Origin of the sequence: Sanguibacter gelidistatuariae (genome assembly GCF_900096585.1) — a bacterium.
Classification (GTDB): domain Bacteria; phylum Actinomycetota; class Actinomycetes; order Actinomycetales; family Cellulomonadaceae; genus Sanguibacter; species Sanguibacter gelidistatuariae.
Genome location: NZ_FMYH01000008.1, coordinates 147,820 through 169,779, shown reverse-complemented (window position 1 = coordinate 169,779; position 21,960 = coordinate 147,820). Strand labels below are relative to the sequence as shown.

The following is a 21,960-nucleotide window of genomic DNA, read 5'->3' as shown; positions in this document are numbered from 1 at the left end:
GAATCGTCAGTCGCGACAGCGATCACGACCGTCGGGCAGTGAACTGGGCGATCACGACCGGGACGGTGGCCGAGCTCGAGTTCAGCGAGGGGTCAGGACGCGGACGCGGACGCGGCCTTGAGGTCGTCGACGAAGGTGGGGTTCGCCTCGAGCCACGCGCGAGCGGAGGCGTCGTTGTCCGAGCCGCCGTTCTCGTTGAACATGAGGTTCTCGAGCGAGAAGAGCTGGTCGTCGTCGAGCTTGAACGCGGAGATCCACGACGACAGCGTGGGGTAGTCCTCGGCGAACCCGGTGCGGCCGACCGAGTGGATCTCTTCGGCTTCACCCATGAGCCCCTTGGGGTCTTCGAGGTCGCGGATGGGGAACGCGTCGTAGGCCCAGTGCGGGCTCCACAGCGTCACGGCGATGTTCTCGCCGGCGTCGGTCGCGCCCTTGAGCTCGGCGAGCATGGCCGGGGTGGAGGAGATGAGGAAGTCCATGTTCTCCAGCCCGTAGCCGGGGATGGCCTTGTCCTTGGTCATCGCGGTCAGGCCCGCCCCCGCCTCGATCCCGACGATGCGGTTGCCGAAGAGGTCGGCGTTGGCCGCGAGCTCATCGATGGACGTGATGGGGGAGTCCTCGTTGACCGCGATGGCGTTCCTGGCCTGGTCGTACCAGACGCCGAGCTGCTCCATCTGGTCGCCATAGGTCTCGAGGTAGTCGGCGTGGGTGTTGGGCAGCCACATGTCGAAGTTGACGTCGAAGTCGCCCCCGGTCAGGCCGGTGTAGACGACGCCGGGGTCGGCCTCGGTGGTCGTGACCGTGTACCCCTCGTCCTCAAGCATCGCCTTGAAGAGGTAGGACACGGCGATGCCCTCGTCCCAGCCGGAGTGGATACCGATGGACAGAGTCTGCTCGTCGCCGTTCCCGACGGCGCTGGTCGACGACGCGGCGCCGGTCCCGCTCGCCACCGCGAAGCCGAGCATCACGATGGTGGCGACCCCGAGGGCCCCGCGGGAGATGAGTGCGTGAGACATCAGTTTCCTTCCGTTCGTGCTGCCGCTGATCGCGCTGCTGGCTCCCGTGCTCGTGGCGCTCACGCTGCTGCCTTCGCGAGTGCTTGGGAGACCGGCGCTCGCGCGGCGAGCGCCGAGGTGACCCGGTCGAGGAAGATCGCCAGGATGACGACCGAGACTCCCGCCTCGAAGCCGAGCGACATGTCGACCCGCTGCAGGGCGGCGACGACGTCGCGTCCGAGGCCGGCTGCGCCGACCATGCCGGAGATGACGACCATCGAGAGCGACAGCATGATGACCTGGTTGATCCCGGCCATGATGGTCGGCATGGCCAGGGGCAGCTGGATCTGTCGCATGATGCGCGACTCGGTGGCGCCGAAGGCGTGCCCGGCCTCGACGACCTCCTTGTCGACGCCGCGGATGCCCAGCTCGGTGAACCGCACGCCGGGGGCGAGGGCGAAGATCACCGTCGCGACGATCCCGGGGACCACGCCGACGCGGAAGATCACCACGGTCGGGATGAGGTAGACGAAGGCCGGCATGGTCTGCATGAAGTCGAGGACCGGGCGCAGGGTCCGGGACACGGCGTCGTTGCGGGCCGCCCAGATGCCCAGCGGGATGCCGATGACCAGCGCGATCGTGGAGGAGAGGATGACGAGGGCGAGGGTGTCCATCGCGTTGTCCCACTGGTTCATCGTCGCGATGATGACAAAGCCGACGAGCGAACCGACCGCGAGCTTCCAGCCCTTGACGCAGTACGCCGCCAGGACCAGGACGAGGACGACGGACCAGAACGGCGGTGCGCTGAGCACCAGGTCGATGAGGTCGTAGAACCAGACGATGACGGCCTTGATCTGGTCGAAGGCCCCAGAGAACGTCGTGGTCACCCAGGTGACGAAGGAGGCGGCGGAGTCGCCGAGGTCGAGCCGGGGCAGGCCCGAGGTGGTGGCAGCGGTGATCATGAGTGGGCTCCCTGCTGGGCGAGCGCGAGGGCGTCTGACACCGGGGCGTCGTCGACCTCGCTCGCGGTCGGCTCGTCGTGGTCCTCGGAGACCGAGGGGACCATGGCCTCGAGCAGCGCGACGCGCGGGATGACACCCATGAGCCGACCCGCCGCGTCGGTCACCGGCACGGGGAGGGGGGACTCCGATGCGGGGGCGAAGATCTCCGAGAGCGAGGTGTCCTCGGTCACCGCGGTGACGTCGTCGCGCACGAGGGTCTCGAGCGATGTGATGCCGGCGCGGACCGCGGCGACCACCTCGGAGTCATAGACGACGCCGCGCAGGCGGCGCGAGCGGTCTACGACGTAGGCGGCGGAGACCTGAGCCTCACGCATCGTGCGGGAGGCGCCGCGCGGACCGGCCGACATCGGCACGACGGCCGCGGGACGGTTCATCAGAGACGACGCGGTGAGCACACGGGTGCGGTCGACGTCGGCCACGAACTGGGCGACATAGTCAGTGGCAGGGTCGGAGAGGATCTCTTCGCTCGTGCCGATCTGGACGATCCGGCCGTCGCGCATGACCGCGATGCGGTCCCCGAGGAACATGGCCTCGTTGAGGTCGTGCGTGATGAAGATGATGGTCTTGTTGAGCTTGTGCTGGATCTCGACGAGCTGTTCCTGCATCTCGCGGCGGATCAGCGGGTCGAGGGCGGAGAACGCCTCGTCCATGAGCAGGACGTCGGTGTCGGCGGCGAGTGCGCGGGCCAGGCCCACGCGCTGGCGCATCCCACCGGAGAGCTCGGACGGCAGGCGATCTTCCCAGCCGGTCAGGCCAACGAGCTCGAGCGCGGTCTGAGCCTTGGCGAGCCGCTCGGCCTTCGCCATCCCCTGGATCTCCAGGGGGTAGGCGGCGTTGTCGCGCACCGTGCGGTGCGGCAGCAGGGCGAAGTGCTGGAAGACCATGCTCACGCTGCGCTGACGGATGGCGCGCAGCTCTTTGCCGGAGACCTCGGCCAGGTCGGCGCCGCCGATGCGCACCTGCCCGGAGGTGGGCTTCCACAGGCCGTTGAGCATGCGGATGAGCGTCGACTTGCCCGAGCCGGACAGGCCCATGACGACGAAGATCTCGCCGCGGGCGACCTCGAAGCTGGCGTCGATGACGGCCGCGGTGCCGAGGTGCTTGACCTCGTCGCGGGTCGCGCCGCGGGAGAGCTTGCGGACGGCCTCGTTGGCGCGTCGGCCGAAGACCTTGTAGACGTTCTTGACCTGGACGGCGATCTCGGGCGCGGCCAGCTCGGGCGCTGCGGCCGCGGGCGCTACCGCCGCGGGTCCTGCGATCTCGTCGGGTTGGTTGGTCGCGGCTGTCGTCGAGTCTGCCGGTGTTGCTGTGTCTGTGGGTGTTGCTGAGTCTGCCGGTGTTGCTGTGTCTGTGGGTGTTGCGGGTGCTGCCGAATTTGTAGGTCGTCCTGCTGAATCTGTTTGTCCTGCGGTGTTGCCTGGAACTACGGTCACTGTCTCCCCGTTCGCGTGTCCTTGCCGCCGCTCGTGCGGTGGCAAGGTGCGGCCTGCGAAGCATTGAGACCCGCACCCGTGGTGCAGTGGTCGCCTCCTGAGGCGACGCGCAAGCAGTTGAGCACTGCCGCGCCGCTGAGCTTCGGTCTTCGGGGTGTCCCGGGGTCGCTCTGCGGAGTATCCCCACACAGATGTCACGACTTTCGAAGCTCTCGCAGGCCGATCGTTTCCTTGATCGGTCGTCTCCACCATGCCTCATTGCTGGTCAGATATCTACCGGGGTGGGGTGTCAACGGGAGGTTTTAAGGTGAGATCTTTACCAAGTGCCCCCCCGTTGACCAGCGTCTTTACTGACTTTTTAAACGTTATCGTTTCGTGACCATTGATTCTTGGGCGCTACGGCATATGTCGGGTATCACTGCGACAATGTGTCCCCGCTCACGCCATTCCGGCTCGCGGCGGCCCATGCCAACCGGCGCCAACCGGTGCCAGCTCGTACCGATTCGTGCCAGCTCGTACCGACCCGGCGCTGCGAGGCGCCGCGGGGTGGGCGGCGACCTACGGTGGGCGGCGACCTACGGTGGGCCTTACGCGGACGCGGGGAACGGCGTCGGGCACGGAATCGCCTGCGGCGCTGCGGCGAATCGCCGGCGGCGCTGCGGCGCCGGGCCTGCCCCGAGTAGTCTGTGGTGGAATCTACCCGCGCTACCACGGAGCACCATGTCGACGTCTAGCTTCAGCGAGTCCCCCGGCAACTACAAGGTCCGCGACCTCTCCCTCGCGGAGGCGGGTCGCCACCAGATCCGTCTCGCCGAGCACGAGATGCCCGGGCTCATGGCGCTGCGCGCCGAATATGGCGAGGCTCAGCCGCTGGCCGGCGCCCGCATCGCCGGGTCCATCCACATGACCGTGCAGACCGCGGTGCTCATCGAGACCCTGACCGCCCTCGGCGCGCAGGTGCGCTGGGCGTCGTGCAACATCTTCTCGACCCAGGACGAGGCTGCGGCAGCGATCGTCGTCGGACCGCAGGGCACCCCGGACGCGCCCAGCGGCGTCCCGGTCTTCGCCTGGAAGGGCGAGAGCCTCGAGGAGTACTGGGAGTGCACCGAGCAGATCCTGCTCTGGCCCGCGGGAGCCGACGGCGAGTACGCCGGCCCGAACATGATCCTCGACGACGGCGGTGACGCGACGCTGCTCGTGCACAACGGCCTCGCCTACGAGCGGGTCGGCGCAGTCCCGGCCGACACGGTCGCGGGGGAGCCGGACCACTCCGACGAGGCCAATGTGGTGCACGCGCTGCTGCGCCGCGTCCTCCAGGAGGACCCGCTGCGCTGGACCACGATCGGGGAGAACATCCTCGGCGTGACCGAGGAGACCACGACCGGCGTGCACCGCCTGTACCAGCTCGCCGAGGCCGGCCAGCTGCTCTTCCCGGCGATCAACGTCAACGACTCGGTCACCAAGAGCAAGTTCGACAACAAGTACGGCATCCGCCACTCCCTGCCCGACGGCATCAACCGCGCGACCGACGTCCTGATGGGCGGCAAGGTGGCGTTCGTGGCCGGTTACGGCGACGTCGGCAAGGGTGCGGCCGAGGCCTTCCGCGGCCAGGGCGCGCGCGTCATCGTCTCCGAGATCGACCCGATCTGCGCACTGCAGGCCGCGATGGACGGCTACCAGGTCGCCCGCATCGAGGACGTGCTCGACGAGGCCGACTTCTTCATCACCACGACCGGCAACAAGGACGTCATCACCGCCGCGCACCTGTCGGCGATGAAGAACAAGGCGATCGTCGGCAACATCGGCCACTTCGACAACGAGATCGACATGGCCGGCCTCGCCCTGGTCCCGGGTGTCACGCGCACCGAGATCAAGGCGCAGGTGCACGAGTGGACCTTCACCGAGGGTGAGCGCGCCGGACGGTCGATCATCGTGCTGTCCGAGGGGCGGCTGCTCAACCTCGGCAACGCGACGGGTCACCCGTCCTTCGTGATGAGCAACTCCTTCACCAACCAGGTGATCGGTCAGATCGAGGTCTTCACCAAGGCCGGCACGGACGAGGAGTACCCCGTCGCGGTGCACCGCCTCCCGAAGATCCTCGACGAGAAGGTCGCCCGCCTGCACCTGGACGCCCTCGGCGTGCGGATGACCGAGCTCTCCCCGTCCCAGGCCGACTACCTGGGCATCGACCCGGCCGGCCCGTACAAGGCGGAGCACTACCGCTACTGAACCAACTGGCTCGACTCGTCGCCCGCCCGCCGCCACGTCCAGCTCTCCCGGACGAGGCGGCGGGCGGCGTCGTCCTGGTGAGCCAGCATCACACCAGGTCGGGGGGTATTCCCCCCGCCCGTGACGGCGGGTGGCACCGTGGCGCACGCGACCGCCGGTCCAGGAAGATAGAGGCTATGTTGACGAGCTCTGAGCCCAGCACAGCCATCGCGGACGTCCCACCCCTGGAGCGGGTCGGCTTCCTGCGCGGACCGTTCGCGACCCGAACGTGGCGCGAGCTCGGCTATCTCTTCCTCGCCATGCCGTGGTCGATCATCGGTTTTGTCTACGTCGTGGTGATGATCTCCCTCACGGCCTCCCTGCTCATCACGGTCGTCGGCGGGACCGGGATCCTCGGCGTCATGGTCGTGGGCGCGCGCGGGATGACCGGGATCGATCGCGGCCTGGCCCGCGGCCTGCTGCGCACCCCGATCGCCAGCCCCACCCCGTTCCGCCGCCGCCCGGGCTTCTGGGGCTCGGTATGGTCGATGATCTCCGACGGCGCCGGGTGGCGCGCGATCGCGTACCTGGTGCTCCAGTTCCCGCTGGCGCTCATGACCTTCGTCGTCGCGGTGACGTTCATCGTCGCCCCGCTCGGGGCGATGACCCACTGGATCTGGGGGCGGTACCTGCCCGCCCAGGAGGGCTCCGACGGACTCCTGCACAGCGGCTCCCAGATCATCGAGGGCTACTTCATCGACACGCCCGCGCGGAACCTGGGCTTCGCGGTCTTCGGGCTGTTCCTGCTGTTCATCGGCACCGCGGTGACCCGCGGCGTCGCGCATCTGCACCGGATGCTCGCGAGCTCGCTGCTCGGCCCCACGGCGGCGAGCCTGCGGGTGGCGCGTCTGGAGCAGTCCCGCGGGCGCGCGGTCGAGGATGCGGACTCGACCCTGCGCCGGATCGAGCGCAACCTGCACGACGGCACCCAGGCCCGGCTCGTCGCCATCGCGATGCAGCTCGGTGAGGCGAAGGAGCAGGCGGTCGCGAGCGGCGTCGCCCCCGAGCTCACCCAGCTCATCTCCGACGCGCACACCGCGACCAAGGAGACGCTCGTCGAGCTGCGCGAGCTTGCCCGCGGGATCCACCCGCCGGCTCTCGACAACGGCCTGGCCGTCGCGCTCGAGACCCTCGCAGCCCGCAGCCCGCTGCCCGTCACGGTCGACATCGACATGCCCGGACCGCCCGCCCGGCGCCCCGCCGAGGCGATCGAGACGATCGCGTACTTCTGCGTCATCGAGCTGCTCACCAACACCATCAAGCACGCGAACGCCACAGGCATGTACGTGCTGGTCGAGGCGCGCGGGGACACGCTGCACCTGCGCGTGCGCGACGACGGCACCGGCGGCGCGGTCATCCTCGTGCCCGACGCCGATGGTCACCACAGCGGGCTCGCGGGGCTCGCCGAGCGGGTCGGGTCCGTCGACGGGGACTTCGTCATCTCGAGCCCGGTGGGTGGCCCTACCCTGGTCACCATCACCTTGCCCATGCAGGTCTAGCCGTGCGGGGTTCGCCGAACGACCCGCAGGTCGACCCACACGTCGACCCACACGTCGACCCGCATACTGACACGTCAATGACCCGCTCGACGAGAGAGACCCCATGCGACTGCTCATAGCCGAGGACTCGGTCATCCTGCGCGACGGTCTCGTCGCGCTGCTCACCCGGCGCGGGCACGACGTCGTCGGCGCGGTGGGCGACGGCAAGGCGCTGTGCGCCGAGCTGGCCGCGCTGCCTCCCGAGCGCAAGCCCGACGTCGCCATCATCGACATCCGGATGCCGCCGACCTTCACCGACGAGGGGCTGCACGCGGCGTTGGCGATCCGGGCCGAGAACCCCGGCCAGGGCGTGCTGCTGTTCTCCCAGTACGTGGAGACCCGGTTCGCGGCGCAGCTGCTGACCGGTGATGCGCGCGGCGTCGGCTACCTGCTCAAGGACCGGGTGGCCGACGTGTCGGACTTCCTCGACGCCCTTGAGCGCATCGCCGCCGGGCACACCGTGCTCGACCCCGAGGTTGTCACCCAGCTCATGGGTGCCGCGCACAACGACGACGGGCTCGCCCGACTGAGCCCCCGCGAGCGCCAGGTGCTCGAGCTCATGGCGCAGGGCCGGTCGAACTCCGCGATCGCCGAGTTCCTCGTGCTGTCCTACGGAGCCGTGGAGAAGAACGTCTCGTCGATCTTCACCAAGCTGGACCTGCCCCAGGACGCCGGCGACCACCGCCGCGTCCTCGCAGTCCTGCGCCTGCTCAACGCCTGAGGCACCGAGGCGCTCGGCGCCTCGGAGGAGAGCCGCGACGGCACCGGGGGACAGCCCCCGAACAAGGGGAGGGACAAGGCGGCTCAGGTCGGAGGACCAACCCATAGTCCCAGGTCACAGGAGTGACGAGACTGGTGGAGAACCTGTCACCTCACCTCTGGGATCCCGATGACCCTCCTTGATCGACCCACCCTGGCCACCCCGACCACCGCCGCCCCGCCCCCCTCCGCCATTCCCACCGCCCCAACACCAGCCCCGGTCACCCAGTCGGTCGCCCGCCGCGCGGGGCGAGACCCGTTCCTGGACCTGCTGCGGGCGGTCGGGACGGTCGCCGTGATCCTCGCGCACTGGCTCATGCCTCAGGTCTCCTGGGACGGCGCCACCCTGCACGTCACCAACGTCCTCGGCGAGGGCGCCGGCTGGGTCGTGACGTGGGTGATCCAGGTGATCCCGCTGATGTTTTTCGTCGCGGGAGCGGCCACCTTCAGCCAGCTCGACCGCCGCTGGGTGCCCTGGGGACCGTTCGTGACGTCCCGGGTCCGCAGGCTCCTCCCACCCGTCGCTGTCTTCGCCGGCGTCTGGCTGGCCATCGCCGTCGTCCTGCCCGAGCTCGGCGCACCCCGCGGCGCGGTCCGGGTCGCGGCGACCATCGCCCCGCAGCTGCTGTGGTACCTCGGCGTCTACGTCATCCTCGTCGCCTGCTCCCACCTCCTGCGCGCCTGCTACCTGCGCGCACGGGTCGCCTCGTTGCTCGTGCTCGGTGGCGGCGCTGTCCTCGTCGACGTCTTACGCTTCGCCGGCGGCGTCGAGCAGATCGCCGTGGCCAACCTCTTCCTCGTCTGGGCTTTCGCCTACACCCTCGGCTTCGCCTACGCCGACGGCCTGTTCGACGCCGTGCCGCGCCGGGCCTGCGCGGCGCTGTCCGGCCTGGGCTTCGTCGCCCTCGTGGCTGCGGTGACGCTCGGACCGTATCCGCTGAGCATGGTCGGGATGCCAGGCGACGCCTTTTCCAACATGGGCCCGCCGACCGTCTGCCTGGTCGCACTCACTCTCGCGCAGGTCTTCGGCGCTCTGGCGCTGCGGCCCGTCATCGTGGGCTGCGCCAGGCAGACCCAGGTCGCCGCGGTGCTCGGGTGGATCTCTGCGCGGTCCATGACGCTGTACCTGTGGCACCTGACCGCAATGTTTGCCGTGGTCGGCGTCGTCGTGCTGGGTGCCAACCTCGACCTGCCCGAAGGGTGGAGCGGGACGTGGTGGGAGACCCGCCCGGTGTGGTTCGCGGCGTGCGCGGCGGTCCTGGCCCTGCTCGTCCGGGTCTTCGCCCCCGTCGAGCTCCGCCGTCCGGCCAGGTCTTCCATTCCCGGGGCAGCTCCCGCCAGCCGGGGCGACACCGCACGGGAACGGCCGGCCGGTCAGTTCGCGGGGTCGGGGATCGCGTAGGGGAGACGGCGGACCATCTCCGACTGCTCGGCGGCGACCGACCGGGCACGCTGGGCGGCGAGCCACTCCCGGTTGCGGCGCTCGGCGAGCACCGCCATGAGGAATGCCTCGGTCGGCGTCCCCGGCGGCGGCCCCGGTGCGATGTACTGCTCGAGACGCGCCGCGAGCTCGCGGCCCACCCGGACCCGTGAGCCGGCGTGCATCTTGGGGCCGCGGGCCAGGAACTGCCGGGTGGCCAGGGCCAGGCCGTCGGGCAGGCGGCGCATGTCGGCGGTCGCGGCCCAGGCGGCCAGCGGAGGCGGCATGACGACCTGGATCGATGCGGCGCCGCCGCCCCTGACCCGGATCGCGTACGTCCCGGCGAGCATGTCGCCGACCCGCTTGCCCTTGGTGTTGGTGAGGGAGGCGAAGAGCGCGACGGTGCCCGCCGTGAACCACAGCTCCCCGACGCCCACGAGGGCCCGGATGAAGGAGTGGCGCAGGCGGACCGGGCCGGCGTCGTCGCGCACGATGCGGATGCCGGTCGCGAGCTTGCCGAGCGAGCGGCCACGGGTGAGCGTCTCCACGGTCGTGGGGATGACGACCATGACCATCACCATGACCGCGATGATCAACGCCGGAGCCACGTTCTCCCCGGAGACGTCGAAGGTTCCGGTGGCGACCAGCAGCAGGACGATGAGCGCTAGGACCTGGACCGTGACGTCGATGGCCGACCCGAGCATGCGGGTCGCGAACGATGCCGGGCGCGCATCCAGGACCACGCCTTCGCCGATGACGACGCCGTCGTCCATCCGTTCCCCCGAACCTCGCGGTGTGCACGCCGCGGACCGGCGTTCTATGGCAGGGTATCGTCCGTGGACCTCGATGCCTTCTCAGACGTGCATTCCGGTGAATGGGCGCGCCTGAAGACGTTGAGCACCCGGCGCCGGATCAGCGGCGCGGAGGCGGACGAGCTCGTCCGCCTCTACCAGGCGGTCGCCACCCACCTGTCGATGATCCGGTCCTCGGCCCCCGACCCGGTCCTCATCTCCCAGCTCTCCCAGACCCTCAACCGCGCCCGCACGACGATCGCCGGCGCGCACGAGCCGGCCTGGCGTGACGTCCAGCGCTTCCTGCTGGTGTCGCTGCCGGCGGCGCTGTTCCGGCTGCGCTGGTGGATCCACGCCGTGACGTTCGGCTGCGTGATCCTCGCCGTGATCTCCGGGATCTGGGTTGCCACGACGCCTCAGGGGCTCGCCGCGATCGGCACGCCGAGCTACCGCCAGGAGTACGTCGACAACGCCTTCGCGTCCTACTACGACCCCGGCGCCGGTTTCGCGGCCGTCGTGTGGACCAACAACGCGTGGATCGCCGCGCAGTGCATCGCCTTCGGCATCTCGGGCATCTGGCCGGTGTTCATGCTCGTGCAGAACGCCGTGAGCGTCGGTGCGATCGGCGGGATGATGGCCCACTACGGCGAGCTCGGGATGTTCTTGAAGCTCATCGCCCCGCACGGGCTGCTCGAGCTCACGTCGATCTTCGTCGCCGGTGCGGCCGGCCTGAAGATCTTCTGGACGCTCGTCGACCCCGGGCCGCGGCCGCGCTCGCGCGCCCTCGCCGAAGAGGGACGCGCGCTGTTCACGGTCGCCGGTGGTCTGGTCATCACGCTCGCGGTGTCCGGCCTCATCGAGGGCTTCGTGACCGGCTCGACGCTGCCCTGGTGGCTCAAGATCGCCATCGGCGCCCTCGCCCTCGGTGCCTTCTGGGTCTACGTCCTCGTGCTGGGCCGCCGCGCCGTGGCCGACGGCGCAACCGGTGACCTAGACGCCGACCTCACCGGCAGCACCCAACCGGTAGCCGCGTAACGCGCCCGACGCCGCGCCGGCCACCCCCGACAGCCCCCGGCATCCTGCCGCCCCGCCCGCCCGTCCAGGCGCCCCCCGCCGGTCCCAGCACCCTCGCCGAACTCGTGAACGCGCCGTCGAGCTCGTGAATGCGGGCCGTTTCTGGACCGCCGATGCCCGTGGCTCACGAGTTCGGCGACCGGCTCACGAGTTCGGCGACCGGCTCACGAGTTCGGCCACCGGCTCACGAGTTCGGCGACTGGCTCACGAGTTCGGCGAGGGGGCAGGTGGGGGCGGGGGTCAGGAGCTGAAGAGGAAGAAGAGGACCGGCGCGGCGACCATGAGGACCATGGCGACGATCACCGCGATGGCGATCCGACGGTTTCGACGTTCACGGGTCGGGGTTCGCTTGATCGTGGGGCGCATCTAGAGCCTTCCTGCGGCCTTGAGTGAGAGGTACATGTCTGCCAGCCGCGGCGCGAGGTCGTCGGGCAGTGCTGAGACGACCTCGACCCCACGGCGGTTCAGGACCATTGTCGCCGCAATTCTCTCGAGCTCGGTACGCGCGGCCGCCGCGGCGTCGAAGACGTCCGACGCGCTCTCGCGCCGGGCGGCCATCTGCGCCTCGTCCGGGTCGGACACCGAGGCGAGCACCACCTGGTGCACCGAGCTCAGCTGGTCGACGACGGGCAGCAGCCCGGTCTCGATCGCGGCGGGCTCGACCGAGGAGAGCAGCACCACGAGGGCGCGCTGGGACAGGCGCTCGCGAACCAGGGCCACGAGCCCAGGCCAGTCCGTCTCGAGCAGGGCGGGCTCGAGCGGGGCCATGGCGTTGGCCAGGGCTGGCAGCAGCCGCGGCCCGGCGGCCCCGGCGACCCGCGCGCGCACGGTCCGGTCGAAGGCGATGAGCTCGACCCGGTCTCCGGCCTTGGCGGCCAGCGCACCCAGCAGCAGGCCGGCCTCGATGCTCGCGTCGAGGCGCGGCTGGTCGCCGATCCGCGCGGCCGACGTGCGGGCGGTGTCGATGACGATGAGCACCCGCCGGTCGCGCTCGGGGCGCCAGGTCCGCACGACCATCTCGGTGCGCCGGGCCGAGGCCCGCCAGTCGATCGACCGGACGTCGTCGCCGATGACGTACTCCCGCAGGGAGTCGAACTCGGTGCCCTCGCCGCGGATCTGCACGGCGGCCTGCCCGTCCATCTCCCGCAGCCGGGCGAGCCGGCTGGGCAGGTGCTTGCGGGAGGCGAACTCGGGTAGCACCCGCAGCACGCCCGGGACCGGGATCGACGCCTGGCGCCCGGCGACCCCGAGCGGCCCGAACGCGCGCAGCGTGACACGGTCCGCCGGGCGGTCCCCGCGGCGGGTGGGCACGAGCAGGGTCGTCAGGCGCCGGGCCTCACCGACCGGGACGGTGACCGCGTGACGGTTGGCCTGCGCACCGGCGGACGGCGCCCAGGCGTCGCGGACCACCCCGGTGAAGGTGCGACGAGACTCGTTGGTCACCACGAGCACGGACTGGGCGTGCTCGGTCAGCCGGACGCTGCGCGGGACGGTCCGCTGGATCGACACGAGCCGCGGCGACGCGGCCAGGAGTGCGTCACCGCAGGCCACCACGACGACGACGACCGTCCACACCACAACCATCCCCAGGTCCCCGGAGAGCAGGACGGGGACGATGCCGAGCGCGGTGAGGGCGACCGCGCGCCACGTGAGGACCATGGAGAGCCGGGCCGCTCAGCGGGGAACGGGGACGGAGGCGAGGACGGTGTTCAGCACGCTCTCGGCGCTGACGCCCTCGAGCTCGGCCTCGGGGCGCAGCTGGACACGGTGCCGCAGGGTCGGGTGCGCGAGCGCCTTGACGTCGTCGGGCGTGACGAAGGGCCGCCCGGAGAGCCAGGCCCAGGCGCGCGACGTCGCGAGCAGCGCCGTCGCGCCGCGTGGGGACACGCCCAGCGACAGCGAAGGGGAGTGGCGGGTGGCCCGGCACACATCGACGATGTAGCCGAGCACCTCGCGGGAGACCTGGACCGTGGCGACCTCCGTGCGGGCCTGCTCGAGCTCGGCGACGGTCGCGACGGGGCGCACGCCGGCGGCGGCCAGGTCGCGCGGGTTGAAGCCGGCCGCGTGCCGGGCGATGACCTCGATCTCCTGGTCGCGCTCGGGCAGCGGCAGCAGCACCTTGAGCAGGAAGCGGTCGAGCTGGGCCTCGGGCAGCGGGTACGTGCCCTCGTACTCGACCGGGTTCTGCGTCGCGATGACGAGGAACGGGTCGGGCAGCAGACGAGGCGTCCCGTCCACGCTCACCTGGCGCTCCTCCATGGCCTCCAGGAGCGAGGCCTGGGTCTTGGGGGGCGTGCGGTTGATCTCGTCGGCGAGCAGCAGGTTGGTGAAGACCGGGCCCTCGCGAAAGCTGAACTCCGAGGTCCGCGCGTCGTAGACGAGCGAGCCGGTGATGTCACCGGGCATCAGGTCGGGGGTGAACTGCACACGCTTGGTGTCCAGGGCGAGGCTCGCAGCGAGGGTCCGCACGAGCAGGGTCTTGGCGACCCCGGGGACGCCCTCGAGAAGCACGTGCCCGCGGCACAGCAGGGCGATGAGCAGGCTCGTGACGGCGGCATCCTGCCCGACGACGCCCTTGGCCACCTCGGCGCGCACGGCCGCCAGGGTGGAGCGCAGGGCGGCCCCGGACGGGGATACGGTCGTGAATTCTGATGTGCTCACGCGCGGTGAACCTCGCTCTCCAGCTGGTCGAGATCGGTGGCCAGACGCGTCAGCTCGACGTCACCGGCCGGTGGTGGTCCGTACAGCAGCGCCCCGACCTGCTGGGCAGGTCGGTGGCTGGCCCGGGCGACGGCGTCGACGACGGCGTCCGCCCCGGCTGATCGTGGCACACCCAGGCGCACCGCCATGCGGTCGGCGGCCCGGGCGCGCAGGGCAGCGCCGGCGTGGCCGTGGGCGCGTGAGCGCCGGTACAGCCGGCCGCGCCCCCGGGTGGTCTCGGAGGCCTGCACGACGACGGGGAGGTCCTCGGTCGCGAGCGGACCGAGCCGGCGCCCGCGCCACAGCGCCGTGACGAGCGCGAGCAGGAGGAGCTGAGCGCCGACGGCAGCCGTCCACGGCGGGAGCAGTCCCGCCAGGCCTCCGGCCTCGGCACCGGCGGCGGGCCGCTCGGGCAGCAGCCAGACCAGGCGGGCTTCATGGCCGAGCATGCGCAGCCCGAGGGCAGCGTTGCCGGCGTCGGTGATCGAGGCGTTGGTCAGGGGGGTGTCGTCGTCGAGGGCGCGCACCAGCGGGCCGGTGGCTGCGTCCCCAGACCCGTCACCGGCGTCCGTGGCCAGCTCGAAGACGGCGTAGTGGCCGACCGGGGTCCCAGTGGTGGTGCTCAGGAAGCACAACGTGGCGGGGGAGGAGGCGCCCGAGTCGCCCAGGCGGAACCCGGCGCCCGAGCTGGTGATCTCCCCGGCCGCCTCGGCGTCGGGGTCGGTGCACTGAGCCGTCGTCGTCGCGCCGTCGGGGGCCACCCCGGCGTGGCTGACCTGCGATGTCGCGGCCGCGAGCAGGGCGGGGCCGGGGGCGACGAGCACGACGGCCGAGCCGGTGTCCAGGAGGGAGCGGGCGACGTCGTCGGGCATGCCGTAGTCGTTGGCGACGAGCAGCGTGGAGCCCGGCCCGCTCGCCCCGATCGCCTCGGCGACCGAGGTCGCGTAGACGATGTCGACGCCCTGCTTCTCCAGTACCTGGGCCAGGGCCATCGCGCCGGCGGGCGAGGGGTTGTCCGGTGCGAAGGGGACGGTGGACTGCTTGGTGCCCAGGGAGACCAGGACGGCCCCGGCGAGCAGGATCGCGACCAGCCCGGCCGCGGGCCAGCGCCAAGACCGCAGGCGCGCACGGATCCGGGAGGCGCCCGTGGTCCCGTCGCCTCGGATGGCGGTCGCGGGTGCGAGCCTCGCCGACGCCGTCGTCACGGTGGCGTCGGTGGTCACGGTGGCCTCGGTGGCATCGGTGGCATCGGTGGTCACGGTGGCCTCGGTCGATGGCGCCATCGGCTGGCTCATGGCGCCGCCACCGTGGCAGGCGCGGAGGTCAGCGCGGTGGGTCGGGTCGCCGCGGCGGCCGCCTCGAGGCCCCGCATCTGCTCGTAGCTGGTCGAGTCGGCGGGGACCTTGCCGTAGTAGATCGCGTCGAAGGACGTGGCGCCGTCTGCCAGCGCGGGGGCGAGGCCGGGCAGCCGGGCGCCGATCATCAGTGCGGCCTCGTGCGCGGTGCGTCCCGGTGCGGGGTCGAGGATGGTGCGTTCCTCGCTGCGTCGGGCGAGCGCGCGGAAGGCGTCCAGGGTCGCGGCGCCGAAGTCCCCGAGCGAGGCGGCCCGGGAGGCTGCGGCCAGGAGGTCGTCGGCGCTGCGGATGTCGTCGATGCCCAGGACCGGCGCGTGGCGGGCGCGCCGGGAGCGGCGCACGGGGCCGGAGACGTACAGCGCCACGGCGGCGATCACCGCGATCACGGCGACGAGCACGAGGGCGGCCCACCCGCCGGAGAGCCCGGCGACCGACACCCCGTCGAAGAGGTCACGGAGCCAGGTCAGGAAGCGCTCGAGCAGGCTCGGGCCCTGGTGGTAGATCGGGTTGGTGAGCTCGTCGTGGAGCCACTGCCGCGCCGTCGGGGAGTCCGGGGTCACCGGAACCTGCGAACTGGCGGCGGTGATCGCAAGCGGCGCGGCCCCGAGCGTGGCCCCGAGCGCGACCACGACGGCGTGGGCCGCGGCGCTGCTCACACCGCGTCTGCTGCCGCGATGAGCTCGACGTCCAGGCCTTCGCGACGCATCCGGACGTCGATGTAGAGCAGGGCGATCACGCTGGACAGGAAGGTGGTCGAGATCGTCGAGGCGAGGATCTGCGTGACGACGACGATCGCCAGGCCGCCCACGTGCGAGGAGTAGTCACCCGGGTAGATGATCTCCGCGATGAACGAGCCGGGCAGGGCGACCAGGCTCGAGACGATCGACGTGATGATCGAGGAGAGCAGGTAGATGCCGAGCAGCCGCCAGAAGCTGCCGCGGCTGAGCAGCCAGCCGCGACGGATCGCCGATCCGAGGCCCTGGCCCTCCAGGACGTAGGTGGCCGAGGTGAGCAGGAACCGGACGGTCAGCCACACCGCGACGACGATGACGACTACGACGAGAACCAGGATGAGGAGCCCCGCCAGCACGGGGACGTCGGCCTGGGCTGCGGCGAAGGCGAGCAGGCCGAGCACCCCGGCCAGCACCAGCACCGCGATGCCGGGCAGCAGCGAGATCGCGATCAGCCCGAGGATCTTTCCCCGTACCTGCTGCCACAGGTCGGAGACCGTGAAGGGCTTGTTGATGACCGCGCGGGAGATCGCGACGATGAGCAGCCCCGTGGTGATGATCGAGGCCAGGTACACACCGAACCCGATGAAGACCGACTGTGAGAGCTGACCACCCAGGCCGGTGATGTTGAACTCCCCGGACAGGCCCAGGTCGCCGGAGGGATCGATGCTCGAGAAGGAGCTGTCCAGCCAGCGGTTGGCGGCGGGGGCGACCAGGTAGCTGAGGATCGCCGGGATGATCGTCGCGACGGAGATCACCAGGCCGACCACGCCGAGCATGACCTTGGGGTTGGTGCGGATGGCGGCGAAGGCGCCGTCGTAGAGCTCGCCGAGGCTCAGCGGGCGCAGCGGGATGATCCCCGGCTTGGCCGCGAGCGGACGCCACCCCGGTCCGCCGAAGCCCGCAGGCCCGCCGTACTGGGGCTGTCCGTATTGGGGCTGTCCATACTGCGGTTGCCCGTACTGCGGCTGCCCGGGCTGTCCGTACTGAGGGGGGCCAGGCTGGGGCTGTCCGTACTGCGGTTGCCCGGACTGCGGCTGCCCATACTGCGGCTGCCCATACTGCGGCGGCCCGGCCGGCGCCGGGGGAACGGCGCCCTGCGGCGCGTACTGCCCGTACTTGGGCTGCCCGTAGCCGATGGCCGCGGTGGGCTGTCCCCAGCCACCCGCGGATCCGGGTGGTCCAGCGGGCACCGATGGACCGGCGGGCACAGACGGACCGGCGGGCACCGATGGACCGGCGGGCACAGACGGACCGGCGGGCACAGACGGACCGGCGCCCCCGGGAGGGGCGAACGGCGCAGGACCTGGCTCGGGAGCGTCGTCGGGCGTCGTCATCTGTGCTGACCTCTTACCTAGGGGACATGCTGACCTGCGCCAGAAGATCATCCGGCGTGCCCATCGTGCCACGACACACCTATACATGGGGAGATGGCAGGATGACGTCATGAAGTCACGTGTGCTGGTGGTTGACGACGACACTGCGCTCGCAGAGATGATCGGGCTGGTTCTCAAGACTGAGGGCTTTGACCCGGTGTTCTGTGCGGACGGCGACTCGGCGATCGGGATCTTCCGGAGCACAGCTCCGGACATCGTCCTGCTCGACCTGATGCTCCCGGGCAAGGACGGCACAGAGGTGTGCCGTCAGATCCGCGCCGAGTCCGGCGTGCCAATCATCATGCTCACGGCCAAGTCCGACACGCTCGACGTCGTGCTCGGGCTGGAGTCCGGCGCGGACGACTACATCTCCAAGCCTTTCAAGCCGAAGGAGCTCGTCGCGCGGATCCGCGCCCGGCTGCGCCGCACCGACGAGCCGGCCCCCGAGCGGCTGTCGATCGGCGACCTCGAGATCGACGTCACCGGGCACCGGGTCACCCGTGCGGGCGCGGCGATCTCGTTGACCCCGCTCGAGTTCGACCTCCTTGTCGCCCTGGCCCGCAAGCCGTGGCAGGTGTTCTCCCGCGAGGTGCTCCTGGAGAAGGTCTGGGGCTACCGCCACGCCGCGGACACCCGCCTGGTCAACGTCCACGTCCAGCGGTTGCGGTCCAAGATCGAGCACGACCCGGAGATCCCGGAGATCGTGCTGACCGTGCGCGGCGTCGGGTACAAGGCGGGCGCAGCGCAACCATGAGGCGGCGTTCTCGTCGGGTGGCGCTCGCCGTCCGACGCGGCCTTCGGCGTGTGCAGACCTGGGTCCGCGGCGGTGTGGGGGCCTGGCGCTCGTCCATCCAGCTGCGGGTGACCTCGACCGCGCTGGCCATCGGTGTGCTCGCGGTCGTCGTGCTCAGCGCCTACCTGTCCGGAACCATCCGTGACGGGCTCTTCGACCAGCGCATCGACCAGGTGCTCACGGAGAGCACCCGATCCGCCGCCCAGGCCCAGGCCACGCTCACCTCCACGACCGCCTCGACCGCACCGCAGGTCCAGCAGCTCCTCAACGACATGCTGCCGGCGCTGCAGGCCGGCGGGTCGGGGGGGCGCGAGGTGTTCTTGTGGCGCAGCGAGGGTAACGACACACCGGTCGCGGTCCTCGACATCTCGACCGCGCCCCAGCTGAGCTCTCTCGTCACCCAGAGCCTGCGCGAGGCCACGACCGAGGGCGAGGGACTGCGCTGGCAGTCCGTCGCGATCCCGCAGGGCAAGGCGACCGTCCCCGGGGTCATGGTCGGCACCACGGTCGAGGTCCCGGTCGCGGGGACCTTCGAGATGTACTTCCTCTACTCCTTCGAGCCCGAGCAGCAGACCCTGAGCTTCATGCAGCGGGTCCTGGCGATCGCAGGGGGCGTGCTCATCACCTTCCTCGCGGTGAGCACCTGGACGCTCGCCCGTCAGGTGGTCCGCCCGGTCCAACGGGCCGCGCAGGTCGCCGAGCGGCTGGCCGACGGCCACCTGGACGAGCGGCTCCTGGTCAAGGGCACGGACGAGATGGCCACCCTCGCCCGGTCGTTCAACGAGATGGCGGCCAGCCTGCAGGACCAGATCCAGCGCCTCGACGCGCTCTCGACCGTGCAGCGCCGGTTCGTCTCCGACGTCTCCCACGAGCTGCGCACGCCGCTCACCACGGTGCGGATGGCCAGCGAGATGATCTACGACAGCCGGGAAGGCTTCGACCCGGTCGTCAAGCGCTCAGCCGAGCTGCTGGTCACGCAGCTGGACCGGTTCGAGGACCTGCTCGCCGACCTGCTCGAGATCAGCCGCTTCGACGCGGGCGCTGCCATCCTGGATGCCGAGTCCCTCGACCTGCGCGACGTCGTCAGCTCCGCGATCGACCAGTCGATGTCCCTGGCCAGCCGCAAGGGCGTCTGGCTCTCGGTGACGTTCGACGACGAGCGCGCGACCGCGGACATGGACCGGCGCCGGGTCGAGCGGGTCGTGCGCAACCTCCTGGTCAACGCGATCGAGTACGCCGACAACGGCCCGGTCGAGGTCCGGGTCGCCAAGAGCGAGACCGCGGTCGCGGTGCACGTCCGCGATTACGGCATCGGCATGGCGAAGGACCAGGTGGCGCACGTCTTCGACAGGTTCTGGCGGGCCGACCCGGCGCGCGCACGCACGTCTGGCGGGACCGGACTGGGGCTGGCCATCTCTCAGGAGGACGCGCTGCTGCACGGCGGATGGCTCGACGTGTGGGGCCGCCCTGGTCTCGGTGCGGCCTTCCGGCTGACCCTGCCGCGGCGTGCGGGCATCGTGCTGTCCAGCTCGCCGATCGACTTGGAACCCGAGCGTCCCTCTGATGTCATTGATGTTGACGCCCGCCGCCACGAGGCGGCCGGGCCGTCGAGCCTGCCAGACATCGACGACCTCGACACGCCGGGCCCCCGCCCGGGCGAACGAGGTACAGCCGACGACCACGACGCGTCCCAGGAGGGGAACCGGTGACCTCACTGTCCCGCACGACCTCGGCTCGAGGTCTGCCCGGTCGCCCGACTCGCCCGACTCGCCGGGTTCGGCCCCGGGTGATGTCCCGGGTGCTCGGCGTCGGGCTCCTCGTCGGCGCACTGACCGGGTGCGCGGCCATCCCCAGCAGCGGACCGGTCGAGCGCCGGGACGTGACGATCAGTGAGCTCGGGCCGATCTTCCCGCAGTCCTACGGGCCGACGTCCGGCGCGAGCCCCCAGGAGATCGTGCAGGGTTTCCTCAGCGCCCAGGCGGTCGGGATCAACGATGACTGGGCCACGGCCCGGGAGTTCCTCTCGCCGCGCGGTGGGGCAGCGTGGGACCCGTCCGCACGAACCTTCGTCTACTCCGGAGAGCCGGACTTCACCGAGCCCGCGGTCGAGGCCCCCGATCCCGGGGACGGCGCCGCGGACGACCCGGCCGGGGACGCGCCGTCGGGCGACGACCTGTCCGGCGTCGGGGCCAGCACCTCCGACAACACCTCCGACCCGGCCACGTCCGATCCAGCAACCACCGACCCGGCTGAGCCGACGACAGTGTCGATCCTGGGACACGTCTCGATCGTGGCCACGCTCGAGACCGACGGGCAGTTCACCGAGGCTGCGCAGGGCAACACGCAGAGTCTCACCTTCACGCTCGAGAAGTCCTCCTCGGACCAGTGGCGGATCACCGCGACCGAGGACGGGATCTTCGTCTCGGAGCCGAACTTCGCGCTCGTCTACCGCGCGACGACGCTCTACTTCCCGTCCCAGGACCGCTCCTTCCTCGTGCCCGACGTCCGGTGGTACTCCAAGAGCAACACCGCCAGCCACGCCATCAACGGGCTCCTGGCAGGCCCGGCGACATGGCTGCGCGACTCGGTCGAGGTGGTCGCACCGGCAGGCACCCGGCTCGTGCTCGACTCTGTGACGATCGACGACTCCGGGGTGGCCCGGGTCGACCTCACCAAGGAGGTGCTCGCGGCCTCTGACTCCGACCGCGCCATGCTCCAGGCGCAGATGACGGCCGTCCTGCTCAAGGTCCCGAGGGTGCGGTCGGTCGAGCTCTTCGCCAACTCGCTCCCGCTGTCGATCCCGACGACGGCGGATCCCCAGCGTGATCCGGTCCCGGGCCTGACCTCACCCCTGGTCCTCGCGGGCGACGTGATCAGCGAGGTGGGCAACGGAACCCTGACGCCGCTGGCCGGCTTCTCTGCCCTGACCGGACTGCGCGCATCCGCCCTGGCCACCGACGACGCCGCGCGCCTGGTCGTGCTGCGCTCGGGCACCGTCGCCATCATGACGGCGCCGACGCCGGCCGCGGCGGCCACGACCCTGGTCACAGGGACGGACCTGGTGGCCCCGTCGGTCGACCGCTTCGGCTGGGTCTGGACGGGAGATCGTGCCACGAACGACGGGCTCCGCGCGGTGACGGCCGCCGGTACCCAGGTGCCGATCCCGGTCGACTGGCTGGACGGGCGCACCCTGGAGTCCATCCGGGTCTCCCACGACGGCGCCCGCATCGCGATCGTCTCGAGCCTGGGCGGCGTGAGCCGGATCGACGTGGCGGCGATCGTCCGGGACGACTCCGACGTCCCGGCCAGCCTCTCCGTCCAGGCCCTCGCGATCGGCGCCTCGGTCACGGCCGCCACCCAGGTCGTGTGGATCGACGAGTCGACCGTCGGTGTGCTGGCCCGGGGGCTGTCGTCCGGGATACCGACCGTCTACGAGGTGCCGATCTCGGGTCGGTCGGCGGCCCTCTCCGGCGTCGAGGACACCGTGTGGATCTCGGCTGGGAAGGGGCTGCGGTCGGTCTACGTCGCGAACTCCGACGGGGCGCTGTTCAGCCGCGCTGCGACCGGGAGCACTTGGTCCCAGGTCGTGGGCGGCGTCCAGTTCCCGGCGTTTCCCGGCTGACCGCCGGATCCGCTCACCCACAGCGCGGCCGGGCGCGCCTCGACCCGCCGGGGCGGACCCGCGCGGGGTGGCGGGCTGCGGCG

At 71.0% G+C, this 21,960-nt stretch carries 18 protein-coding genes; 8 read left to right on the top strand and 10 right to left on the bottom strand.

Going from position 1 to position 21,960, the window contains the following annotated elements:
- Positions 1-92: 92 nt before the first annotated feature.
- The 3 genes from BLQ50_RS16135 to BLQ50_RS16125 are packed head-to-tail and all read right to left on the bottom strand — an operon-like array spanning position 93 to position 3,231.
- Positions 93-1,016, bottom strand: coding sequence for a glycine betaine ABC transporter substrate-binding protein (locus BLQ50_RS16135; RefSeq protein WP_093185880.1), 924 nt, complete (start codon positions 1,014-1,016; stop codon positions 93-95).
- A gap of 59 nt (positions 1,017-1,075) precedes the next feature.
- Positions 1,076-1,957 carry an ABC transporter permease gene (locus tag BLQ50_RS16130; protein WP_093185878.1) on the bottom strand — a complete coding sequence of 294 codons (882 nt, stop codon included), beginning with the start codon at positions 1,955-1,957 and terminating at the stop codon, positions 1,076-1,078.
- On the bottom strand, positions 1,954-3,231 hold the full coding sequence (locus tag BLQ50_RS16125) for a quaternary amine ABC transporter ATP-binding protein (RefSeq protein WP_245701323.1): 1,278 nt from the start codon (positions 3,229-3,231) through the stop codon (positions 1,954-1,956). Before BLQ50_RS16125 ends, BLQ50_RS16130 begins: the two co-directional genes overlap by 4 nt.
- Positions 3,232-4,170: 939 nt before the next feature.
- Here BLQ50_RS16125 and ahcY point away from each other — a divergent pair.
- The 4 genes from ahcY to BLQ50_RS16105 all read left to right on the top strand — a co-directional run bounded on the left by ahcY (position 4,171) and on the right by BLQ50_RS16105 (position 9,417).
- A complete protein-coding gene (gene ahcY / locus BLQ50_RS16120; RefSeq protein WP_093185875.1) occupies positions 4,171-5,679 on the top strand; it encodes an adenosylhomocysteinase in 1,509 nt (502 codons plus the stop codon).
- 176 nt (positions 5,680-5,855) lie between these two features.
- Positions 5,856-7,217, top strand: coding sequence for a sensor histidine kinase (locus tag BLQ50_RS16115; protein ID WP_093185873.1), 1,362 nt, complete (start codon positions 5,856-5,858; stop codon positions 7,215-7,217).
- A gap of 103 nt (positions 7,218-7,320) precedes the next feature.
- The gene (locus BLQ50_RS16110; RefSeq protein ID WP_093185871.1) at positions 7,321-7,977 is read left to right on the top strand and encodes a response regulator; all 657 of its coding nucleotides are present in this window, start codon (positions 7,321-7,323) and stop codon (positions 7,975-7,977) included.
- A gap of 168 nt (positions 7,978-8,145) precedes the next feature.
- Positions 8,146-9,417, top strand: coding sequence for an acyltransferase family protein (locus tag BLQ50_RS16105; RefSeq protein ID WP_093185868.1), 1,272 nt, complete (start codon positions 8,146-8,148; stop codon positions 9,415-9,417).
- Here the strand turns inward: BLQ50_RS16105 and BLQ50_RS16100 are convergent.
- Entirely contained in the window at positions 9,390-10,208 is an 819-nt protein-coding gene (locus BLQ50_RS16100; protein WP_093185866.1) for an RDD family protein, read from the bottom strand. The two genes, BLQ50_RS16105 and BLQ50_RS16100, sit on opposite strands and share 28 nt — an antisense overlap.
- 63 nt (positions 10,209-10,271) lie before the next feature.
- On the opposite strand from BLQ50_RS16100, the gene BLQ50_RS16095 reads away from it, so the two are divergent.
- On the top strand, positions 10,272-11,261 hold the full coding sequence (locus tag BLQ50_RS16095; protein WP_093185863.1) for a stage II sporulation protein M: 990 nt from the start codon (positions 10,272-10,274) through the stop codon (positions 11,259-11,261).
- Between the two features lie 279 nt (positions 11,262-11,540).
- Here the strand turns inward: BLQ50_RS16095 and BLQ50_RS19230 are convergent, their stop codons facing one another.
- From BLQ50_RS19230 to BLQ50_RS16070, 6 genes are read right to left on the bottom strand one after another with little or no spacing between them, the layout of a single operon-like run.
- Positions 11,541-11,666 (bottom strand): hypothetical protein, encoded by a 126-nt coding sequence (locus BLQ50_RS19230; RefSeq protein WP_281181333.1) that lies wholly within the window; start codon positions 11,664-11,666, stop codon positions 11,541-11,543.
- Entirely contained in the window at positions 11,667-12,959 is a 1,293-nt protein-coding gene (locus BLQ50_RS16090; RefSeq protein ID WP_093185861.1) for a DUF58 domain-containing protein, read from the bottom strand.
- Positions 12,960-12,974: 15 nt separating this feature from the next.
- A complete protein-coding gene (locus BLQ50_RS16085; RefSeq protein WP_093185858.1) occupies positions 12,975-13,961 on the bottom strand; it encodes an AAA family ATPase in 987 nt (328 codons plus the stop codon).
- Positions 13,958-15,295, bottom strand: coding sequence for a DUF4350 domain-containing protein (locus BLQ50_RS16080; RefSeq protein WP_245701317.1), 1,338 nt, complete (start codon positions 15,293-15,295; stop codon positions 13,958-13,960). The genes BLQ50_RS16085 and BLQ50_RS16080 overlap by 4 nt, the downstream gene beginning before the upstream one ends.
- A complete protein-coding gene (locus BLQ50_RS16075) occupies positions 15,292-16,011 on the bottom strand; it encodes a DUF4129 domain-containing protein (RefSeq protein ID WP_093185856.1) in 720 nt (239 codons plus the stop codon). The genes BLQ50_RS16080 and BLQ50_RS16075 overlap by 4 nt, the downstream gene beginning before the upstream one ends.
- Positions 16,008-17,279 (bottom strand): glycerophosphoryl diester phosphodiesterase membrane domain-containing protein, encoded by a 1,272-nt coding sequence (locus BLQ50_RS16070; protein WP_139185857.1) that lies wholly within the window; start codon positions 17,277-17,279, stop codon positions 16,008-16,010. Before BLQ50_RS16070 ends, BLQ50_RS16075 begins: the two co-directional genes overlap by 4 nt.
- 253 nt (positions 17,280-17,532) lie before the next feature.
- On the opposite strand from BLQ50_RS16070, the gene mtrA reads away from it, so the two are divergent.
- From mtrA to BLQ50_RS16055, 3 genes are read left to right on the top strand one after another with little or no spacing between them, the layout of a single operon-like run.
- Positions 17,533-18,216 (top strand): MtrAB system response regulator MtrA, encoded by a 684-nt coding sequence (mtrA, locus tag BLQ50_RS16065; protein ID WP_093185851.1) that lies wholly within the window; start codon positions 17,533-17,535, stop codon positions 18,214-18,216.
- Between the two features lie 50 nt (positions 18,217-18,266).
- Positions 18,267-19,964: an MtrAB system histidine kinase MtrB gene (gene mtrB / locus BLQ50_RS16060; RefSeq protein ID WP_245701316.1), complete on the top strand. Its 1,698-nt coding sequence runs from the start codon at positions 18,267-18,269 to the stop codon at positions 19,962-19,964.
- Positions 19,961-21,877, top strand: a complete 1,917-nt coding sequence (locus BLQ50_RS16055; RefSeq protein ID WP_139185856.1) for an LpqB family beta-propeller domain-containing protein — start codon at positions 19,961-19,963, stop codon at positions 21,875-21,877. Before mtrB ends, BLQ50_RS16055 begins: the two co-directional genes overlap by 4 nt.
- Positions 21,878-21,960: the final 83 nt, after the last annotated feature.

Coding starts and splice junctions, on each gene's coding strand:
- BLQ50_RS16135 (WP_093185880.1), bottom strand. CDS start 1,016: ATGTCTCACGCACTCATCTCCCGCGGGGCCCTCGGGGTCGCCACCATC.
- BLQ50_RS16130 (WP_093185878.1), bottom strand. CDS start 1,957: ATGATCACCGCTGCCACCACCTCGGGCCTGCCCCGGCTCGACCTCGGC.
- ahcY (WP_093185875.1), top strand. CDS start 4,171: ATGTCGACGTCTAGCTTCAGCGAGTCCCCCGGCAACTACAAGGTCCGC.
- BLQ50_RS16115 (WP_093185873.1), top strand. CDS start 5,856: ATGTTGACGAGCTCTGAGCCCAGCACAGCCATCGCGGACGTCCCACCC.
- BLQ50_RS16110 (WP_093185871.1), top strand. CDS start 7,321: ATGCGACTGCTCATAGCCGAGGACTCGGTCATCCTGCGCGACGGTCTC.
- BLQ50_RS16105 (WP_093185868.1), top strand. CDS start 8,146: ATGACCCTCCTTGATCGACCCACCCTGGCCACCCCGACCACCGCCGCC.
- BLQ50_RS16100 (WP_093185866.1), bottom strand. CDS start 10,208: ATGGACGACGGCGTCGTCATCGGCGAAGGCGTGGTCCTGGATGCGCGC.
- BLQ50_RS19230 (WP_281181333.1), bottom strand. CDS start 11,666: ATGCGCCCCACGATCAAGCGAACCCCGACCCGTGAACGTCGAAACCGT.
- BLQ50_RS16090 (WP_093185861.1), bottom strand. CDS start 12,959: ATGGTCCTCACGTGGCGCGCGGTCGCCCTCACCGCGCTCGGCATCGTC.
- BLQ50_RS16080 (WP_245701317.1), bottom strand. CDS start 15,295: ATGAGCCAGCCGATGGCGCCATCGACCGAGGCCACCGTGACCACCGAT.
- mtrA (WP_093185851.1), top strand. CDS start 17,533: ATGAAGTCACGTGTGCTGGTGGTTGACGACGACACTGCGCTCGCAGAG.